Here is a 16,881-nt window from a genome sequence, read left to right as displayed (position 1 = left end):
CGGCAACGGAGAGGTGATCGCGTGACGCAGGCCGTCGACAACCTCGCACTGCTCCCGGCGTATCTGGCGGCCGGCACCGCCGTACTCGTGCTCCTCGCCGATCTGCTGGTGGCCCGGCGCGGCGTCACGGTGGCGACCGCGCTGCTCGGGGCGCTCGGCACCGCGACGGCGGCCGGGTTCGCCGCCGCGGGTCCGGTCCGGGCGACCTTCTGCGGCGGGCTGCCGGCGGCGCTCGGCGCCACGCCCCCGGACTGCTCGTACGTGGCGGACCGGCGGGCGGCGTTGATCGCGCTGCTCTTCGCGCTGCTGACCGCCGGGGTCCTCGCGCTGGCGGCGCCCGCGCTGGCGGCCGGGGCGGCGCCGGTCGGGGAGTTCTGCTTCCTGCTCGCGTGCGCGATGACCGGCGGCGTGGTGCTCGGCGCGGCCGGTGACCTGATCACGCTGATCGTGGCGCTGGAGACGCTGACCCTGCCGCTCTACGTGCTGGTCGGGCTGCGTCGGCGGGCGGTCGCTTCGGCCGAGGCCGCGGTCACGTTCTTCGTGGTCAGCGTCGTGGCCACCGCGGTGGCGCTGCTCGGCGCGGCGCTGATCTACGCCGACACCGGCGCCGTCCACCTGGATCTGCTCGCGGCCGGGCCGGCGACGCCGTCGCCCGCGACGGAGCGGCTGGGCCGGGTCGGGGTGGTGCTGCTGTTGGTCGGGTTGGCGTTCAAGGTCGCGGCCGTGCCGCTGCACGCCTGGGCGCCCGCCACCTACGACGGCGCCCCGCTGCCGGTGGCGGCGTACCTGTCGACCGCCTCCAAGCTCGGCGGCGCCGTCGCGATCATCTACGTGGTGGTGGGCGCGCTGCGCCCGTGGGCGCAGGTGTCCGGAGTCGTGCTGGCCGGGCTCGCCGTGCTGACCATGACGGTGGGCAACGTGGTCGCGCTGCGGCAGACCCGGATGGTGCGGCTGCTCGCCTGGTCGTCGGTGGCGCAGGCCGGGTACATCCTGGCGCCGCTGGGCGCGGCCGCGGTCGACGCCGGCCGCACCGGCGACGCGGGTACGACGGCGGTCGCCACCGCCCTGACGTACACCGTCTTCTTCGTGCTGCTGGAGCTGGCCGCCTTCGCGGCGGTGGTGGCGCTGCGCGCGCCCGGCGCCGACGGCGGCCGGATCGCCGACTACCGGGGCGCGGCGCGGCGGCACCCCTGGGTCGGGGCGGCGCTCGTGCTGGCGCTCGTCGGGCTCGCGGGGCTGCCCCCCGGCCTTGCCGGGCTCTTCGCCAAGGTGGCCGTGGTGCGGTCGCTGCTCGGCGGGGGAGCGGGCTGGCTCGCCCTCGCGGTGGCGCTGAACGCGGTGATCGGGCTCGCCTACTACCTGCGCGTCGCCACCACGCTCTACGGGCGGCGGACCGATGATGCGGCGGACGGGCGGGCGCGGGTGCCGTGGCCGGTCGCCGCGACGCTGGGCGCCGCCACGTTGGTCGCGATCGTGGTGGGCTTCGCGCCGCAGCTGGTGCTCGACGCCACGGCCTGGTAGCCGCTGCCCCCGGTGGTTACCAGGCAACTTTCAGCTACATCCGGATCGTTGTGGGTATTCAGGTTGTTGAACCGGTCGTGGGCCCCGGGGTCCGCGTACTGAAGGAGTGACCATGAACCGCCATCACAACGGCCTCAAGACGGCCGCGCTGCTCGGCCTGCTCACCGCCCTCATCCTGGCGGTCGGCTACGGGTTCGGCGGAAGCACCGGTCTGGTGATCGCCGTGTTCATCTCGCTCGCGATGAACGGCGTCAGCTACTTCTGGTCTGACAAGATCGCGCTCCGCTCGATGAACGCGCAGCCGGTGACGGAGGCGCAATATCCCGAGCTCTACCAGATGGTCCGGGAGTTGGCCGCCGAGGCGCGGCAGCCGATGCCGCGGCTCTACATGAGCCCCACCCCGCAGCCCAACGCCTTCGCCACCGGGCGCAACCCGCAGAACGCGGCGGTCTGCGTGACGTACGGCATCACGCAGATCCTGGACTACCGGGAGCTGCGCGGGGTGATCGGGCACGAACTCTCGCACGTCTACAACCGTGACATCCTGATTTCCAGCGTCGCGGCTTCGCTCGCCGGCATCATCACCATGCTCGCCAACCTGGCCTGGTTCATCCCGCTCGGTGGCGGGGACGACGAGGACCGCCCGAACCCGGCCGTCATGCTGGGGATGCTGATCCTCGGCCCGATCGCGGCGACGATCATCCAGCTGGCGATCAGCCGGAACCGCGAGTTCCAGGCCGACGCGTCCGGTGCCGGGCTCACCCGCGACCCGCTCGCGCTGGCCAGCGCGTTGCGGAAGATCCACGCCGGCACGAGCCGGATGCCGCTGCCGGCCGACAGCCCGGCGGCGAGCAGCGCGCACCTGATGATCAGCAATCCGCTGCGCGGCGGCGGCCTGGCCGCGCTCTTCTCCACGCACCCGCCGATGGAGCAGCGGGTGCGCCGCCTGGAGCAGCTCGCCGCCAACGCCGGTCCCGTCCAGTTCCAGCGCTGACCGCGCGCCGCCGCGGGCTGAACCCCGTCGGTCAAGGACACGTTCACGTCCTTGGCCGGCGGGGTTCTCCCTGTATCGACCGCTGCTGTGACGTTCGCTTCCAATGGCCGAGAAAGCGATTGCCGGCGGGCCCCCGCCGTTAGGGTCTGATGGCTGTTCGGTCATTACAAAGGGGGGCGTAGTCGTGGTCGCGTTGCGGCAGTACCTGGGAGTGTGGCGACTTCCCGGCGCCCCCATGCTGCTCATCGCGGGCATCATCGGTCGCCTCGGCATCGGCATGACCCCGCTCGCGCTGCTGCTCGTCGTCGAGAACGTCACCGGCCGGTACGCGCTCGCCGCCGTCGCCGGCGGCCTCTACGCGCTGGCCGGCGCCGCGCTCAGCCCGATCGCCGGACGGATCGCCGACCGGGTCGGCCCGGCCCCCGTACTCCTCGTGACCGGCGTCGCGCACCCGCTCGCGCTCGTCGGGCTACTGCTCGCCAGCCGGGCCGGCGCTGACGCCCTCGCGCTGATCTACCTGACCTCGGCGCTCGCCGGTGCCACGTACCCGCCGCTCACCGCCGCGATCCGCGGCGCCTGGAACGACCTGACCGCCCCCGCGACCGGCCGGTACGGGCTGCGCAACACCGCGCTCGCCGCCGAGACCTCGCTCTTCGAGGTGGTCTTCGTGATCGGCCCGTTGCTCGTCGCGGCGTTCGTGCTGCTCGCCGACGCGGCCACCGCGCTGATCGGGTCCGCGGTGGTGACGCTGTTCGGCACCGCCGCGGTCGCGCTCGGCCGCGCCATGCGCGCGTGGCGGCCACACCCCGGCGACGGGCGGACGAGCGGGCTCGGCCCGCTGCGGATCGAGGGCTTCCCGGCGCTGCTGCTCTGCGTCGCCGGCCTGGGCGTGGCGTTCGGCGCCGCCGGGGTGACCGTCCCGGCGTACGCCGCCGCGCACCGCCCGGGTGACGCCGAGAGCCTGGCCAGCGTGCTGCTCGCCGTGTGGGGGATCGGCAGCGCCGCCGGGGGCATCTGGTTCGGCACCCGGCCCGCCGCCCGGAACGTCCCGCGCCAGTTCGCCGCGCTGCTCGGCGCCGTCGCCGCCACCTTCGCCGTGTTCGCGGCGATGCCGAGCCCGATCGCGCTCGGCATCGCCCTGGTCCTCGGCGGTGCGGTGATCGCGCCGGCGCTGACCGTGGAGAACACGATGGTCGGGCGGATCACGCCGGGCGGCATGCTGAACGAGGCGTACACCTGGATCGTCACGGTCTCGGTCGCGGCCAGCGCGGGCGGTGGCGCCCTCGCCGGCATGATCGTCGACCGGCCCGGCGGCGTGCCGTGGGCGTTCCTACTGGCGGGCGCGGCGGTCGGGGTCGCGGCCGTCGTGGCCGCGCTGCCGACCGGCTCGATCGCCCGCGCCGAGGCGCGCGCCGCCCTGCACGTCGAGCAGGCGCTCGCGCCGGAGCCGGGCTAGCGGCGTCAGGCTGCGCGGTAATGCAGGAAGACGACGCCGGCAACGGGGCGAGGCAGAGGTTCGTCCTCGTACAGCTCGGATCAGCGGTTGTCCGCCCTGGACGAGAACACCACCAACGCATGGTCGACATCGACGTAATACTGCGCGGAGAAGTAGGTTCGCTTACCGACGTAAGCGGCGTCCAGACTCGTGCTCTGCTGCCACTTCGCGTCCTTCGGTATCCACGCTGACAGTTGTTCCAGCGAGGGCCTATCATCTACCGCCAACCCCGCGCCCACTGTAAGCGTGGATACCGGCTTCCAGCCGCTATGGCGATCGATGATGGAGCGCACCGCGTCCGGAGAGAGCTGGACGACGCCGAACTGACGGTCAGGATCGGTGCCCGGAATCGGAAAGAACGAACAGTCGACCACCGGGTCGAGGATCCAGTGGACCTCCACTGCCGTGCCCCCGAGCGGTGCTAGCTCACGCCGGATCAGCGACGTATCGGTCCGCACGGTCTTGCGGGAATCAACGACAGCGCTTTCGCACCGGGCCGTTTCCCACTTGACCCACGCGACGCCACTTACGCAGCACAGAACTGGCAACAAAACCAGTGGTGTGCCGACCAGCCACCAGGTCCGCCGTCGAGGCTTCGCCCACCAGTCAACCAGTTCGTCCGCCATGAAGTCGACATGCTCGTGGTCCAGGTCCAGATCGGGGTAGTGCTGCAGTCCCGTCCACAGGATGTCGCTGATCTCGGTTGGATCAGCGCCGGCGTGCAACCGGGCCAACAGCGGGTCGAGGAGGAACTCGTACGCGTCCGGTCCGAGTTCAGCGACTCCAGCGGGGTCCCATTTTCTGAGAAGGTCGTTCAGGTCGGATCGACGGTTGCGCAGGTCCACGATGGTGATCTTGCCAGCTTGACGGCGTTCGGCTGTACAGCCATTGGTACACCGAGCCGGCCGACGTAGACGCGAGGAGACCCGCACCGGCCGACAGTTCGTGCAGGTCAGGGACACGAACCGACGCCGGCCGACAATCCGCTGCGGAGGTCTGGCCTGCCCGTCCAGGCGTAGGCGAGGGCCCCGGATGTGCAAGATCAGGCCGTCTCCAGGCCGTCGAAGGTCGCAAAATGTCGACCAACGACCACCGATGGAGACGGCCTTTGCCCAGCTCGGCGGCCGTCGGCAGCGACGTGATCAGGTGCCGCTGACAGCGTCTACCGGTAGTTGGTGAACTGCAGAGCGACGCCGAAGTCCTCCTGCTTCAGCAGGGCGATCACGGCCTGCAGGTCGTCCTTCTTCTTGCCGGTCACCCGGAGTTGGTCGCCCTGGATCTGCGCCTGCACGCCCTTCGGGCCCTCGTCGCGGATCTTCTTGCTGATCGCCTTCGCCTTCTCGGCGTCGATACCCTGGATGATCTTGCCGTCGATCTTGTACGTCTTGCCGGACGACCGCGGCTCGCCGGCGTCCAGCGCCTTCAGCGAGATGTTCCGCTTGACCAGCTTCTCCTTGAAGACCTCCAGCGCCGCCTTGACCCGCTCCTCGGTCTCGGCCTGCAGCGTGACGGCCTCTTCGCCCGCCCAGGAGATCTCCGCGCCCGTGCCGCGGAAGTCGAACCGGGTCGAGAGCTCCTTCTCAGTCTGTCGGAGGGCGTTATCGATCTCCTGCCGGTCGACCTTGCTGACGATGTCGAACGACGGGTTGGCTGCCATGCTCATGCTCCTGCTGTCCGGCGATATGAAGCTGTCCCGGCCCGCACGGGGCGGGCCGACAAGCCGACCGTACCCGGTTGCACGTCACCCCGGTGGTACCGCTATCCTTGCTTCCGCTGCCGCGTTCGGTCGTGGCGGTGCCCATGGCGGGTTGCCCGAGCGGCCAATGGGAGCGGACTGTAAATCCGTCGCGAAAGCTACAGAGGTTCGAATCCTCTACCCGCCACCACGTGCACGAAAGAGGCCCCTGACCGGCAAGACGGTCAGGGGCCTCTTTCGTGAGTCTCACGCGGTCCCGCTCCCACCCGTTCGATTCCGCCCGGGTCACACACGTGTCACAGATCAACTCGACGCGGCCGCTGCGGCTGACCCGCGATCATGGTCAGTGACCTTGCTGGCGACACGACCGACCCCGTGTGGGATTCACACACCGGTAGCGTCAGCCGGATGTATGTGGTGATCGGAGAGCAGCGTGGCCTGTCGCCGGATGTCGGCGAGCGGGCGGCCCAGTTCAACCACATGGCGGAGGTGACCCGGCAGAGCCCGGGTTACGTCCGGGGCTGGTGGGGAGCGGACGACACCGATGCGGAGGTCATGCACGTTCTCGTGATGCTGGACTCCCTGGCAAACGCCCAGGCGTTGAAGCAGATGGTGGAGCAGAACGTCACCGGCGTGCGCTTGCGGATCATGGAGGTCGGCCTCGTGGCCCCAGCCGCGGATTGAAGTCGGGGCCGGGAGCGCACGTGAACTGTGGGTTTCCGTCGGGCGGTCGGTGCGGAAAACGGGCGCGTCGGAGGAAGCGGGCGCAGGCGTCTGGGAGCCGTGTCAGAGCGATCCGAGTCGGTGCGAGCACGGCACGAAGGAAATAAACGGACGAACGGGACCTTGCGAAAGAGATTGTTAAGGCGACCCTCATCCGATTGGTTGGATCTCGCTGCGGAGCGCTCAGTGGGCCGCCCGGAGTATGGGCGTCGGGCGGTAGGTGTGGCACCATCATCCGTACCCCCAAGTGTCCGATTCATCTTTCACCCTTTGACGGGAGCATCCTGATGCGCGCACGCATGATCGACCGCTGGGTCGGGCGGGCAATGGTGTTCGCCGCCCTCGGGGTCGGCTTCTTTGCCCTCGCCGGGCTGGCCAACGCCGGTGGCGTCGCCGGGTCTGCGGCGCCCGCGCACACCGCCGTCGACAACGGCTCCGGCTTTTCGGCCCGGGACACCGCCGTCAGCACGATGGACTTCGACTGGAACTAGGCCGGGTCTTCGCGTAAACGCGACGGCTCCCGTCGCTGAGGGGCGAAGGTGGCCACCCAGAGGAATCGCGCGCGCCGGTCTCCCGATCTTGCCTGGTTGATAACCGGGCCATTGGCGCTGGTCGCGTTCGTGTGCACCGTCGTGCTGATGGCGGAGCATCCGAATCCCGCGGGGGACTGGGGCCTGGGATTCCTCTTCTTCGTCCTCTTCGTCTCCGCCAGCCTCGTCGTCCTCATGTTCGAGGTCCGGCGACAGGCGTTCTCCGTCACGCTGGTGGAGATCCCGTTTCTGCTGGGGCTCTTCTTCCTTCCGCCGGTCACGCTGATCCTGGCCCGGGTGCTGGCATCGGTGGTGGCCCAGGCGCGCCGGCGGGTGCCCCCCATCAAGCTCTGCTTCAACACCGCCAGCCATGCGGCGGCCGCCGCGCTCGCCAGCGTGCTGGTGGTCGCGGCCGGTCGACGGGAGGGTGACGACCCGTCGACCTGGCTCGTGCTGTCCAGCGCGGTCGGGGTCAACGTGCTCGTCACGCTGGCCGCGGTCGTCGGCGTGATCACGCTCGTGCAGGGTCGGATCTCCACCGGCGAGCTGGCGCGGACGGCGGTGCCCGGCCTGATCGTGGCCGGCATCAACACCACGCTCGGCCTCGTGGTCCTCGTACTGCTGCAGGCGGGGCCGTGGACCATCTTCATCCTGGCGGCGATGGCGACCTGCTTCGTCGTCGCGTACCGGTCGTACGTGCAGTTCCTGCGCCAGCACCGGACGCTGAGCGAGATCTACGACCTGACGCGGGCGATCGCGGACACCCCGCACGACGGCACGCTGACCGATGTCCTGCTCGCCCGGGTCCGCGAGCTGCTGCAGGCCGAGTACGCGACGTTGTGGATGCCGGTGCTGGGGCGCTACCCGGAGGTGCTGCTCTCGGCGCGGGTCGACGACCGCGGGCTGCTGGATGTCGCCGGCACGCCGGACGTGCTGCGGCGGCGGGTGGTCGCGACCGGCGAGACGATCGCGGTCGGCGCGAAGCTCGGCGACGAGCCGTTCCGGGCGCAGTTGCTCGAAGCCGGGGTGAAGGACGCGATCGCGGTGCCGCTCAAGGCCGGCTCCGCGGTGATCGGTTGCCTGGAGGTCTCGGGGCGGCTCGGCGACCTGACGCACTTCGGTCCGGGCGACGTCCGGCTGCTGGAGGCGGTCGCCGCGCACGCGGCGGTGGCGGTGGAGAATTCCCGGCTGGTGGAGCGGCTGCGCTACGACGCGGCGCACGACGGGCTGACGGGGCTGGCGAACCGGCGCCGGATCACGACGGCGCTGGAGGAGTCGGTGACCGTGCGGGCGCCCGGCGAGGTCGTCGCGGTGCTGCAGTTCGACGTCGACGCGCTGCGGCAGGTCAACGAGTCGCTGGGGCACGCCGCAGGCGACCAGGTGCTGGCGGAGGTGGGGCGGCGGCTGCGGGCCTCCGCGCCGTCCGCGGCGCTGGTCGGGCGGATCGGTGGCGACGAGTTCGTGGTGACGCTGCGCTCGGAGAGCGCCGAGGCGGCGATGGATCTCGCGGCCGCGCTGCGGGAGCAGATCCGGGACCAGATGGTCTTCGGCACGCTCACCCTCGATGTCGACACCGCCGTCGGGGTGGTCGTACACCCGGATCACGGCAGCGACCCCGCGACCCTGCTGCAGCGGGCGGATCTGGCCACGACGGCCGCCAAGAGCATGCCGGGCAGCATTCAGCTCTTCAATCCGGGCCTGGAATCCCGCTCGGTGCGCCGGCTGGGGCTCGCGGGCGACCTGCGGCGGGCGCTGGACAACGACGAGCTGGACGTCTACTTCCAGCCGAAGGTCACCCTCGGCGACCGTCGGCTGGTCGGGGTGGAGTGCCTGGCCCGGTGGGAACACCCGGCGCACGGCGCGGTCTCGCCCGAGGACTTCGTCGCCGTGGCGGAGCACACCGGCCAGCTGAGCCGGCTGACCGAGGCGGTGCTCAAGGAGGGGCTGCGGCGCTGCCGCGACTGGACGATCGGCCAGGAGCCGCTCTCCGTCGCCGTCAACCTCTCCGCCCGAACCCTCAACGATCCGCACTTCCCGAGCCGGGTGGAGGAGCTGCTCAGCGAGTACGGCGTCGCGCCGGAGCGGCTCACGTTGGAGCTCAAGGAGGAGGGCGTGCTGGACGGCACGGACCGTCCGATGCCCTCGCTGCGCCGGCTCCGCGACATCGGGGTACGCCTCTCGGTCGACGATTTCGGCACCGGCTACTCGTCGCTGTCCTACCTGCGGCGGCTGCCGGTGCACGAGGTGAAGGTCGACCGCTCGTTCGTGCAGGGGATGGCGACCGATCCGGGTGATCTGGCGATCGTGAACGCGGTGGTGACGCTGTCTCAGCAGTTCGGTCTGACCGTGGTGGCCGAGGGGGTCGAGAGCGAGCTCACGCTGGAGCTGTTGCAGGACATCGGCTGCCAGATCGGCCAGGGCTTCCTGTTCAGCCGGCCGCTGCCGTACGAGCGGCTCGCGGCCTGGTACGAGGCGCAGACCGAGCCGGAGTCGGCGTTGTCGGTCGAGGTCCGGCGGCTGCGGGCGGTGCCGTAACCGCTGGCCGGCGGGGTGCGGGGGTGCCGATTTCGCCTGAGCGCCGATGCCGTGTACTCTTACCCCTGCGCGTCCTCAGGGAGATCGCGCACGCCCCCTTAGCTCAGTCGGCAGAGCGTCTCCATGGTAAGGAGAAGGTCTACGGTTCGATTCCGTAAGGGGGCTCAGAGGGTCATCTTGGACCCGCCCACGGCGGTGTAGCTCAGTTGGCAGAGCAAGCGGCTCATAATCGCTGTGTCGCCGGTTCAAATCCGGCCACCGCTACTGTCGATCACCGGGTACGTGCCCGGGGATTGAAGCGAGGGCGCCCGACGGCGCCCACTTTGCGTGTCCGCGCAGTTTGCGTCTACGCTGGCACGTCGTAGTTCATCCGTTGACGAGGAAGGCACCCCGCCGTGGCCAAGGCGACCGACGTCCGTCCCAAGATCACTTTGGCGTGTGTGGAGTGCAAGGAGCGCAACTACATCACGCGTAAGAACCGCCGTAACGACCCGGACCGCATCGAGCTGAAGAAGTTCTGCCCCCGGGACGGCAAGCACACGATCCACCGCGAGACCCGCTGACCGTCGCCGGCGACCGCCGGCGTCCCAGCATCCCGATCGCCGTTTCGGCTCCGCGAGGCACGTTCAGCGCCTCCCGCGGCCGAAGCGGCGATCTTTGTTTGTCCGTGTAGTTTCGCGGCATGCCCTTGGACCCGTCATTCGTCGGCCGGAGCTACCCGCCGACCGCCCCGTACCAGGTGGGGCGCGAGAAGATCCGTGAGTTCGCGACCGCGATCGGCGCGACCGATCCCGCCCACCACGATCCGGAGGCGGCCCGTGCGCTCGGGCACCCCGACGTGGTCGCGCCGCCCACCTTCCCGGTCGTGATCACCATGGCCGCCAGCCGGCAGATCGTCGAGGATCCGGAGCTCGGCGTCGACTACAGCCGGGTGGTGCACGGCGACCAGCGCTTCGCGTACACCCGGCCGGTGGTCGCGGGCGACGAGCTGATCTGCGTCAACACCGTGGAGGAGATCACGGCCCGCGGTGGGCACGACTTCCTGACCACGCGCACGGACGTCTCGACGCCGGCCGGCGAGCCGGTGGTCACGGTCTGGTCGAAGATCGTCGTACGGGGGGAGGGCTGACATGGAGCTGCCGGTGAAGACGTTCCGGATCACCCGGGCGGACCTGGTCCGCTACGCCGGGGCGTCGGGTGACTTCAACCAGATCCACTGGAGCGACCGGGTCGCGACGAAGGTCGGGCTGCCGGGGGTGATCGCCCACGGGATGTTCACGATGGCGCTGGTCGGACGGGCGGTCACGGAGTGGGCCGGTGCGCCGGACGCCGTCGTGGAGTACGGGGTGCGGTTCACGCGGCCGGTCGTGGTGCCGGACGACGACGAGGGCACCGAGATCGAGGTGCGGGCGGCCGTGAAGGGCGTCACGGAAGACGGCCTGACGCGGCTGGAGCTGACCGCGACCTGCCAGGGCGAGAAGGTGCTGGCGCAGGCCCGGGCGACCGTGCGGATGGCGTGACCGCGGTGGCCTGCGGGGCGGTCGGCCGGGATGTTTCGACGCGGTGCGGGCGACCGGTTGGGAAAGTCGCGGGTCTACCCGTACACTGGTCCGCCGTGGGGCAGTGACCCCTGCTCGACCGTGCACGGTCGAGCGGGTCGATCCGCCCCCACAGGGGTGTAGCTCAATTGGCAGAGCAGCGGTCTCCAAAACCGCAGGCTGCAGGTTCAAGTCCTGTCACCCCTGCGCCTAAGGCCTGACCGGCCCTGGGGGCCGGTGTCGCTCGTCGCGGCAACCGTCCCGTGGTGGTGGCGTTTGGCGGAGGCCGTCCGGGCGTCACGGCGCCAGGCCCGGCTCTCTCCGTCGGCTGCTCCGGCCGCGGCCCGCCCTCAGGATCGGTGCGGGCGGCCGGCGTGACCAGCGCACGCGCGTCCAGGGACGCGCGGCCCAACCACCCCCCGACGGAGGGCGAAGTGGCCGATCGCAATCGGCGCGGCGAGGACGCCGCGGACGACCGCCTCGAGGACGAGGCGTTCGACGGCGCTGTCGACGATGACGCCGAGGACGAGCCGGTCTCGCGCGGCGGGACCGCTACCCGCGCCCGGCGCAGGGCGGAGTCTGCGGACGACAAGGCGAAGGCGAAGAAGGACACCCAACGGGTAGGGTTCTTCGGCCGGATTGTCCGGTTTATTCGCGAGGTCGTGGCCGAGCTGCGTAAGGTCATCTGGCCGACCCGCAAGGAACTGTTGACCTACACCGCCGTGGTGGTCGTGTTCGTCGCCGTGATGCTGACGATCGTGGCCGGCCTGGACTACGCGTTCGCCAAGGGCGTGCTGTTGGTCTTCGGTAACAAGAGCTGACAGACGGAAGTGAGCAAGCGTGGCTGAGTACGACGAGACCGCCGACAACGCCGAGGAGCAGTCCCCGGTGGCGACGGCGGCCAGTGACGAGTCGGTCGAGGCCGCCCGCGAGCCGGATTTCGCGCCCGTCGCGGAGCCGGAGCCCGAGACCGACTTCGACCCGGTGGCGGAGCTGCGGCAGAAGCTGCGCTACGCGCCCGGCGACTGGTACGTGGTGCACTCGTACGCCGGTTACGAGAACAAGGTCAAGACCAACCTCGAGACCCGGATCACGAGCCTCGACATGGAGGAGTTCATCTTCCAGGTCGAGGTGCCGACCCGCGAAGAGGTCGAGGTCAAGAACGGCAAGCGCCTGCAGGTGCAGAACAAGGTCTTCCCCGGCTACATCCTGGTCCGCATGGACCTGACGCCGGAGTCGTACTCCTGCGTGCGCAACACCCCGGGGGTGACCGGCTTCGTCGGCGCGACCGACCGGGCCGACCGCCCGGCGCCGCTCTCCCTCGACGAGGTGCTGAAGTGGCTCGCGCCCGCGGTGGAGACCGCGGAGCAGAAGAAGGCCAAGCCGGAGATCAAGGTCCTCGACTTCGAGGTCGGCGACTCGGTCACCGTCACGGACGGCGCCTTCGCGTCGCTGCCGGCCACGATCAGCGAGATCAACGCCGATCAGCAGAAGCTCAAGGTGCTGGTGTCGATCTTCGGCCGGGAGACGCCGGTCGAGCTCAACTTCAACCAGGTCGCCAAGATCTGACGCCGTTTGCGCGGCGTAGCGTCGCAGCGACCTCGGGGAATATCCCGATCCGACGCTGCGCTACCCTTGAACGTCGGCCCGTAGGTCTGCGCTGACCGTGCGCGTCCTACGGGCAACGTCAGGTGACATCCACCGGATCAAGTCCCAGGAAGAGACATGCCTCCGAAGAAGAAGCTCGTCAAGACGTTCACGCTTCAGCTGCCGGCGGGCCAGGCCACCCCGGCGCCGCCGGTCGGCCCGGCGCTCGGTCAGCACGGCGTCAACATCATGGAGTTCTGCAAGTCCTACAACGCGCAGACCGAGTCGCAGCGGGGCGACATCGTCCCCGCCGAGATCAGCGTCTACGAGGACCGCTCCTTCACCTTCGTGCTGAAGACCCCGCCCGCCGCGCGCCTGCTGATCAAGGCCGCCGGTGTGCAGAAGGGCTCCGGCGTGCCGCAGGCGACCAAGGTCGGCTCGGTGACCCGCGCGCAGCTGCGCGAGATCGCGGAGAAGAAGATGGCGGACCTCAACGCCAACGACCTGGACCAGGCGGAGAAGATCATCGCCGGCACCGCGCGTTCGATGGGCATCACGGTCAAGGACTGACCGTCGCGGTCGTCGGACCGGACACAAGCAAGATTCACATCGTGGGAGGGTGACGCGCGTCGCGCGCCCCGCCAATGACCACAGGAGTGCACGAAAATGCAGCGCAGCAAGAACTACCGCAAGGCCGTCGACCAGGTCGACCGGTCGAAGCTCTACAGCCCCGCCGAGGCCGTCAAGCTGGCCAAGGAGACCACCAACGTCAAGTTCGACGCCACGGTCGAGGTCGCGATGCGCCTCGGCGTCGACCCGCGGAAGGCGGACCAGATGGTCCGCGGCACGGTCAACCTGCCGCACGGCACCGGTAAGACCGCCCGCGTGATCGTGTTCGCCGCCGGTGCGAAGGCCGACGAGGCCGCCGCCGCCGGCGCCGACGAGGTGGGCACCGACGAGCTGGTCGCCCGGATTCAGGAGGGCTGGCTGGACTTCGACGCGGCGATCGCCACGCCGGACCAGATGGCCAAGATCGGTCGGATCGCGCGGATCCTGGGCCCGCGCGGTCTCATGCCGAACCCGAAGACCGGCACCGTGACCATGGACGTCACCAAGGCCGTCTCGGACATCAAGGGCGGTAAGATCACGTTCCGCGTGGACAAGCACTCGAACCTGCACCTGATCATCGGCAAGGCGTCGTTCGACGAGACCAAGCTGGTCGAGAACTACGCGGCCGTTCTCGACGAGGTGCTCCGCGCCAAGCCGTCCGCGGCGAAGGGCAAGTACCTCAAGAAGGTCACCCTGACCACGACGATGGGCCCGGGTGTTCCGGTCGACCCGAACATCGTGAAGAACCTGAGCGAGACCGAGGCCTGATCCGGCCCCGCACACCGCGCGCGATCGGGGCGTCCCCAACCGGGGGCGCCCCGATCGGCGTCTGGTGTGCAAAGCTCGGCGCCGTGCGACTGGACGAGGTGTGGTTCCGGTACGGCCGGCGGGGTCCGTGGGTGCTCCGGGAGGTCGCCGTGACGGCCGAGCCCGGCCAGATCGTGGTGATCGAGGGGCGCAACGGTGCCGGAAAGTCGACGCTTCTGCAGCTCGCGGCCGGCGTGCTCCGGCCCGGCCGGGGTGCGGTGCGTGACCGTCCTCCGGTCACCGGCTGGGTGCCGGAGCGCTTCCCCGCCGAGCAGCCCTTCACCGTCGCGCAGTACCTGGCGGCGATGGCGCGGCTGCGGGGCCTGCGGGCCGCCGAGGCGACCGCGGCCGTCGACGGCTGGACCGAGCGCCTGGGACTGGCGGCGTACCGGCACGTGAAGCTTCCCGCGCTGTCGAAGGGGACGGCGCAGAAGGTAGGGCTCGCGCAGGCGCTGCTCCGCCCGCCCGGCCTGTTGATCCTCGACGAGCCGTGGGAGGGGCTCGACGGCCCGACCCGCGAGCTGGTGCCCGAGCTGGTGGCGGAGGTCGCCGGGGCGGGCGGGAGCGTACTGGTCAGCGATCACCGGGGCGAGACGGCACGGCTGCCCGACGCGGTGCGCTGGACCGTCGCCGACGGGCGGGTTTCGGTGACCGTCCCGGCGGCGTCTCCGATGTGCGTGGTCGAGCTGGCGGTGCCGGTCGCGGCCGCCGCCGACGCGGTCGCCGCGTTGCGGGCCGCCGGCCACCAGGTGCTCCGGGTACGCCAGCGGGAGGCGTCGTGACCGCGTTGACCCGGATGCGGCTCGCCGCGTTCGTCCGCACCGGCCGCGCGTACGCCCCGCTGATCGCCGGGCTGGTCGTGCTGGGCGTACTGCACGGCGGCGGCGCGGCGCAGGCCGCGGAGGCGTACGGGGTCTCCGCGGTGGTCCTGTTCCCGGTGCTCGCCTGGCAGACGAAGCTGCTGCTGGACGCCGAGCCGGATCTGCAGCGTCGGCTCGCGCTGGTGGCTGCGGGCCCCGGTCGTGAGCTCGCGGCGGGGCTGCTCGCCGGCGCGCTCGCCGGCGCCGCGACCGTGGTGATCGGATTGCTGTCGCCGTGGCTGGTCGGCGGGATCACCGGGCCGCGCGAGCCCGGCGACCTGCCACTGGGGGAGGGGATCGCGCTCGGCGTCTGGGCGCACCTGCTCGCGTTGGCGGCGGCCGTCGCGCTGGGGGCGCTGGCCAGCCGGGCGGTGACCGGCAGCCCCCGCCACGGTCTGGTCGTGCTCGTCGGCGGAGCGGTGGCGGCGCTGGCGTTCGGGATGAAGGCCTCCGTCGCGCCCTGGGCGGTGCCGCCGCTGATGTCCACCGCGCGCGCCCTGACGGGTGCCCCCGGCGCCGGAACGGTCGCGATGCTGACGCTGCACGCGCTGGCGTGGGCCGTGCTGGCGCTCGCCGGGTACGCCCGGCTGCGGCGCGCCCGCAGATGAGGCCCGGTACGTCACGCGGCCGGCGGCCGCGCGGGTGTCCGGGCCCACCTCCGGTGATTTGGCGGTGACGCCCCGGGTCGCGTACTCTTGCCGACGCGTCTGGTCTTCACGGCCGGGCGATGATCGTAACCACCCAGAGACCGCTGGTCACCGTGCTCACGCACGGTTGAAGGTCCCGTCGGAGACGGGCGGCCCGCGCAGGGGGAGACGGTGAAGCGCGTCGGTCGTGTCCGCACGACCGCCTCCGCCCCGTGCGCCCTGCGCCGGGGCGTTTTTCGTTGCCGTGGGTCCTTGCCGACAAGGTAGCCAGCCTGGAGCAACGAGAGAGGAGGGACATGGCGGACAAGCCGATTCGGGCCGACAAGGCCGGCGCGGTCGCCGAGCTGACGGAGAGCTTCCGCAACGCCGGCGCCACCGTGCTGACCGAGTACCGTGGCCTCACGGTCTCGCAGCTGACCCAGCTGCGGCGTGCGCTCGGCCAGACCGCGACCTACGAGGTCGCGAAGAACACCCTGGCGAAGCGTGCCGCGAGCGAGGCCGGCATCGAGGGCCTCGACGAGCTGTTCTCCGGTCCTACCGCGCTCACCTTCGTCTCCGGCGATGTCGTTGAGGCGGCGAAGGGCCTGCGTGATTTCGCGAAGGCCAACCCGCTGCTCGTCATCAAGGGCGGCGTGTTCGAGGGTAAGGCGATCACGGCGGCCGAGGTCACCAAGCTGGCTGACCTCGAGTCCCGTGAGGTGCTGCTGGCCAAGCTGGCCGGCGCGATGAAGGCCAACCTGAGCAAGGCCGCGGCCGTGCTCCAGGCGCCGCTGTCGAAGGCCGCCCGCACGGCGGCTGCCCTGCAGGACAAGAAGCGCGAGCAGGAGGAGCAGGCCGCCTAGTGCGGTCCGCCCCGGCGCAACACCCAGTCATTGAAAGACATTGAGGAAAGGACGCCAGCCATGGCGAAGCTCAGCACCGAAGAGCTGCTCGACGCGTTCAAGGAGATGACGCTGATCGAGCTCTCCGAGTTCGTGAAGCAGTTCGAGGACACCTTCGACGTCACCGCCGCCGCGCCGGTCGCCGTCGCGGCCGCCGCCCCGGGTGCCGCCGCCGGCGCTGCCCCCGCGGAGGAGGAGAAGGACGAGTTCGACGTCATCCTCGAGAGCGACGGCGGCAAGAAGATCCAGGTCATCAAGGTCGTGCGTGAGCTGACCGGCCTGGGCCTGAAGGAGGCCAAGGACCTCGTCGAGGCCGCGCCGAAGCCGGTCCTGGAGAAGGCCAACAAGGAGAACGCCGACAAGGCGAAGGCCAAGCTCGAGGCCGAGGGCGCGAAGGTCACCCTCAAGTGAGCTGACGCACACCGCGTCGAAGCGGGCGGCGATCCGGCACCGGGTCG

At 70.6% G+C, this 16,881-nt stretch carries 19 protein-coding genes and 4 tRNA genes; 21 read left to right on the top strand and 2 right to left on the bottom strand.

Going from position 1 to position 16,881, the window contains the following annotated elements:
* Window positions 1–21: 21 nt before the first annotated feature.
* The 3 genes from BLW47_RS11810 to BLW47_RS11800 all read left to right on the top strand — a co-directional run bounded on the left by BLW47_RS11810 (window position 22) and on the right by BLW47_RS11800 (window position 3,971).
* Window positions 22–1,521 (top strand): NADH-quinone oxidoreductase subunit N, encoded by a 1,500-nt coding sequence (locus tag BLW47_RS11810; protein ID WP_091555479.1) that lies wholly within the window; start codon window positions 22–24, stop codon window positions 1,519–1,521.
* Between the two features lie 112 nt (window positions 1,522–1,633).
* A complete protein-coding gene (htpX, locus tag BLW47_RS11805) occupies window positions 1,634–2,515 on the top strand; it encodes a zinc metalloprotease HtpX (protein WP_091555477.1) in 882 nt (293 codons plus the stop codon).
* Window positions 2,516–2,699: 184 nt separating this feature from the next.
* The gene (locus BLW47_RS11800; protein WP_091555475.1) at window positions 2,700–3,971 is read left to right on the top strand and encodes an MFS transporter; all 1,272 of its coding nucleotides are present in this window, start codon (window positions 2,700–2,702) and stop codon (window positions 3,969–3,971) included.
* 80 nt (window positions 3,972–4,051) lie between these two features.
* On the opposite strand, the gene BLW47_RS11795 is transcribed toward BLW47_RS11800, so the two are convergent.
* Window positions 4,052–4,855: a hypothetical protein gene (locus tag BLW47_RS11795; protein ID WP_091555472.1), complete on the bottom strand. Its 804-nt coding sequence runs from the start codon at window positions 4,853–4,855 to the stop codon at window positions 4,052–4,054.
* Between the two features lie 317 nt (window positions 4,856–5,172).
* A complete protein-coding gene (locus tag BLW47_RS11790) occupies window positions 5,173–5,667 on the bottom strand; it encodes a YajQ family cyclic di-GMP-binding protein (protein WP_091555819.1) in 495 nt (164 codons plus the stop codon).
* A gap of 145 nt (window positions 5,668–5,812) precedes the next feature.
* Between BLW47_RS11790 and BLW47_RS11785 the strand changes: the two genes are divergently transcribed.
* The 18 genes from BLW47_RS11785 to rplL all read left to right on the top strand — a co-directional run bounded on the left by BLW47_RS11785 (window position 5,813) and on the right by rplL (window position 16,834).
* Window positions 5,813–5,896: transfer RNA gene (locus BLW47_RS11785), tRNA-Tyr, on the top strand.
* Between the two features lie 218 nt (window positions 5,897–6,114).
* Window positions 6,115–6,390: a hypothetical protein gene (locus tag BLW47_RS11780; protein WP_139307247.1), complete on the top strand. Its 276-nt coding sequence runs from the start codon at window positions 6,115–6,117 to the stop codon at window positions 6,388–6,390.
* Window positions 6,391–6,716: 326 nt separating this feature from the next.
* Complete coding sequence (locus BLW47_RS11775; RefSeq protein WP_139307245.1) at window positions 6,717–6,920, top strand: hypothetical protein; 204 nt, start codon at window positions 6,717–6,719, stop codon at window positions 6,918–6,920.
* 147 nt (window positions 6,921–7,067) lie between these two features.
* Window positions 7,068–9,494 carry a putative bifunctional diguanylate cyclase/phosphodiesterase gene (locus tag BLW47_RS11770; protein ID WP_091555817.1) on the top strand — a complete coding sequence of 809 codons (2,427 nt, stop codon included), beginning with the start codon at window positions 7,068–7,070 and terminating at the stop codon, window positions 9,492–9,494.
* A 92-nt stretch (window positions 9,495–9,586) separates the two neighbouring features.
* Window positions 9,587–9,659 (top strand) — tRNA-Thr (locus BLW47_RS11765).
* A gap of 26 nt (window positions 9,660–9,685) precedes the next feature.
* Window positions 9,686–9,758, top strand: a tRNA-Met gene (locus BLW47_RS11760).
* A 131-nt stretch (window positions 9,759–9,889) separates the two neighbouring features.
* The gene (gene rpmG, locus BLW47_RS11755; protein WP_067301359.1) at window positions 9,890–10,057 is read left to right on the top strand and encodes a 50S ribosomal protein L33; all 168 of its coding nucleotides are present in this window, start codon (window positions 9,890–9,892) and stop codon (window positions 10,055–10,057) included.
* Between the two features lie 119 nt (window positions 10,058–10,176).
* Entirely contained in the window at window positions 10,177–10,623 is a 447-nt protein-coding gene (locus tag BLW47_RS11750; RefSeq protein WP_091555466.1) for a MaoC family dehydratase N-terminal domain-containing protein, read from the top strand.
* A gap of 1 nt (window position 10,624) precedes the next feature.
* Window positions 10,625–11,014 (top strand): MaoC family dehydratase, encoded by a 390-nt coding sequence (locus BLW47_RS11745; RefSeq protein WP_091555464.1) that lies wholly within the window; start codon window positions 10,625–10,627, stop codon window positions 11,012–11,014.
* A gap of 152 nt (window positions 11,015–11,166) precedes the next feature.
* Window positions 11,167–11,239, top strand: a tRNA-Trp gene (locus tag BLW47_RS11740).
* Between the two features lie 227 nt (window positions 11,240–11,466).
* Entirely contained in the window at window positions 11,467–11,853 is a 387-nt protein-coding gene (gene secE, locus BLW47_RS11735) for a preprotein translocase subunit SecE (RefSeq protein ID WP_091555462.1), read from the top strand.
* Between the two features lie 19 nt (window positions 11,854–11,872).
* A complete protein-coding gene (gene nusG, locus BLW47_RS11730) occupies window positions 11,873–12,601 on the top strand; it encodes a transcription termination/antitermination protein NusG (RefSeq protein ID WP_091555460.1) in 729 nt (242 codons plus the stop codon).
* A 156-nt stretch (window positions 12,602–12,757) separates the two neighbouring features.
* On the top strand, window positions 12,758–13,189 hold the full coding sequence (gene rplK, locus BLW47_RS11725; RefSeq protein WP_091555459.1) for a 50S ribosomal protein L11: 432 nt from the start codon (window positions 12,758–12,760) through the stop codon (window positions 13,187–13,189).
* A 96-nt stretch (window positions 13,190–13,285) separates the two neighbouring features.
* Window positions 13,286–13,996, top strand: coding sequence for a 50S ribosomal protein L1 (rplA, locus tag BLW47_RS11720; protein WP_091555457.1), 711 nt, complete (start codon window positions 13,286–13,288; stop codon window positions 13,994–13,996).
* Between the two features lie 83 nt (window positions 13,997–14,079).
* A complete protein-coding gene (locus tag BLW47_RS11715; protein WP_091555455.1) occupies window positions 14,080–14,817 on the top strand; it encodes an ATP-binding cassette domain-containing protein in 738 nt (245 codons plus the stop codon).
* Window positions 14,814–15,503, top strand: coding sequence for a hypothetical protein (locus tag BLW47_RS11710; protein ID WP_091555452.1), 690 nt, complete (start codon window positions 14,814–14,816; stop codon window positions 15,501–15,503). Before BLW47_RS11715 ends, BLW47_RS11710 begins: the two co-directional genes overlap by 4 nt.
* A gap of 335 nt (window positions 15,504–15,838) precedes the next feature.
* Complete coding sequence (rplJ, locus tag BLW47_RS11705) at window positions 15,839–16,384, top strand: 50S ribosomal protein L10 (RefSeq protein ID WP_091555450.1); 546 nt, start codon at window positions 15,839–15,841, stop codon at window positions 16,382–16,384.
* Window positions 16,385–16,444: 60 nt separating this feature from the next.
* Window positions 16,445–16,834, top strand: a complete 390-nt coding sequence (gene rplL / locus BLW47_RS11700; protein ID WP_091555448.1) for a 50S ribosomal protein L7/L12 — start codon at window positions 16,445–16,447, stop codon at window positions 16,832–16,834.
* The last annotated feature ends 47 nt before the right edge of the window (window positions 16,835–16,881 follow it).

It is taken from the genome of Micromonospora pattaloongensis, assembly GCF_900107255.1.
Classification (GTDB): Bacteria; Actinomycetota; Actinomycetes; order Mycobacteriales; family Micromonosporaceae; genus Micromonospora_I; species Micromonospora_I pattaloongensis.
This window is presented reverse-complemented; position numbering and strand designations above follow the sequence as displayed.

Coding starts and splice junctions, on each gene's coding strand:
- htpX (WP_091555477.1), top strand. CDS start 1,634: ATGAACCGCCATCACAACGGCCTCAAGACGGCCGCGCTGCTCGGCCTG.
- BLW47_RS11790 (WP_091555819.1), bottom strand. CDS start 5,667: ATGGCAGCCAACCCGTCGTTCGACATCGTCAGCAAGGTCGACCGGCAG.
- BLW47_RS11780 (WP_139307247.1), top strand. CDS start 6,115: ATGTATGTGGTGATCGGAGAGCAGCGTGGCCTGTCGCCGGATGTCGGC.
- BLW47_RS11775 (WP_139307245.1), top strand. CDS start 6,717: ATGCGCGCACGCATGATCGACCGCTGGGTCGGGCGGGCAATGGTGTTC.
- BLW47_RS11770 (WP_091555817.1), top strand. CDS start 7,068: ATGGCGGAGCATCCGAATCCCGCGGGGGACTGGGGCCTGGGATTCCTC.
- BLW47_RS11750 (WP_091555466.1), top strand. CDS start 10,177: ATGCCCTTGGACCCGTCATTCGTCGGCCGGAGCTACCCGCCGACCGCC.
- BLW47_RS11745 (WP_091555464.1), top strand. CDS start 10,625: ATGGAGCTGCCGGTGAAGACGTTCCGGATCACCCGGGCGGACCTGGTC.
- rplK (WP_091555459.1), top strand. CDS start 12,758: ATGCCTCCGAAGAAGAAGCTCGTCAAGACGTTCACGCTTCAGCTGCCG.
- rplA (WP_091555457.1), top strand. CDS start 13,286: ATGCAGCGCAGCAAGAACTACCGCAAGGCCGTCGACCAGGTCGACCGG.
- rplJ (WP_091555450.1), top strand. CDS start 15,839: ATGGCGGACAAGCCGATTCGGGCCGACAAGGCCGGCGCGGTCGCCGAG.
- rplL (WP_091555448.1), top strand. CDS start 16,445: ATGGCGAAGCTCAGCACCGAAGAGCTGCTCGACGCGTTCAAGGAGATG.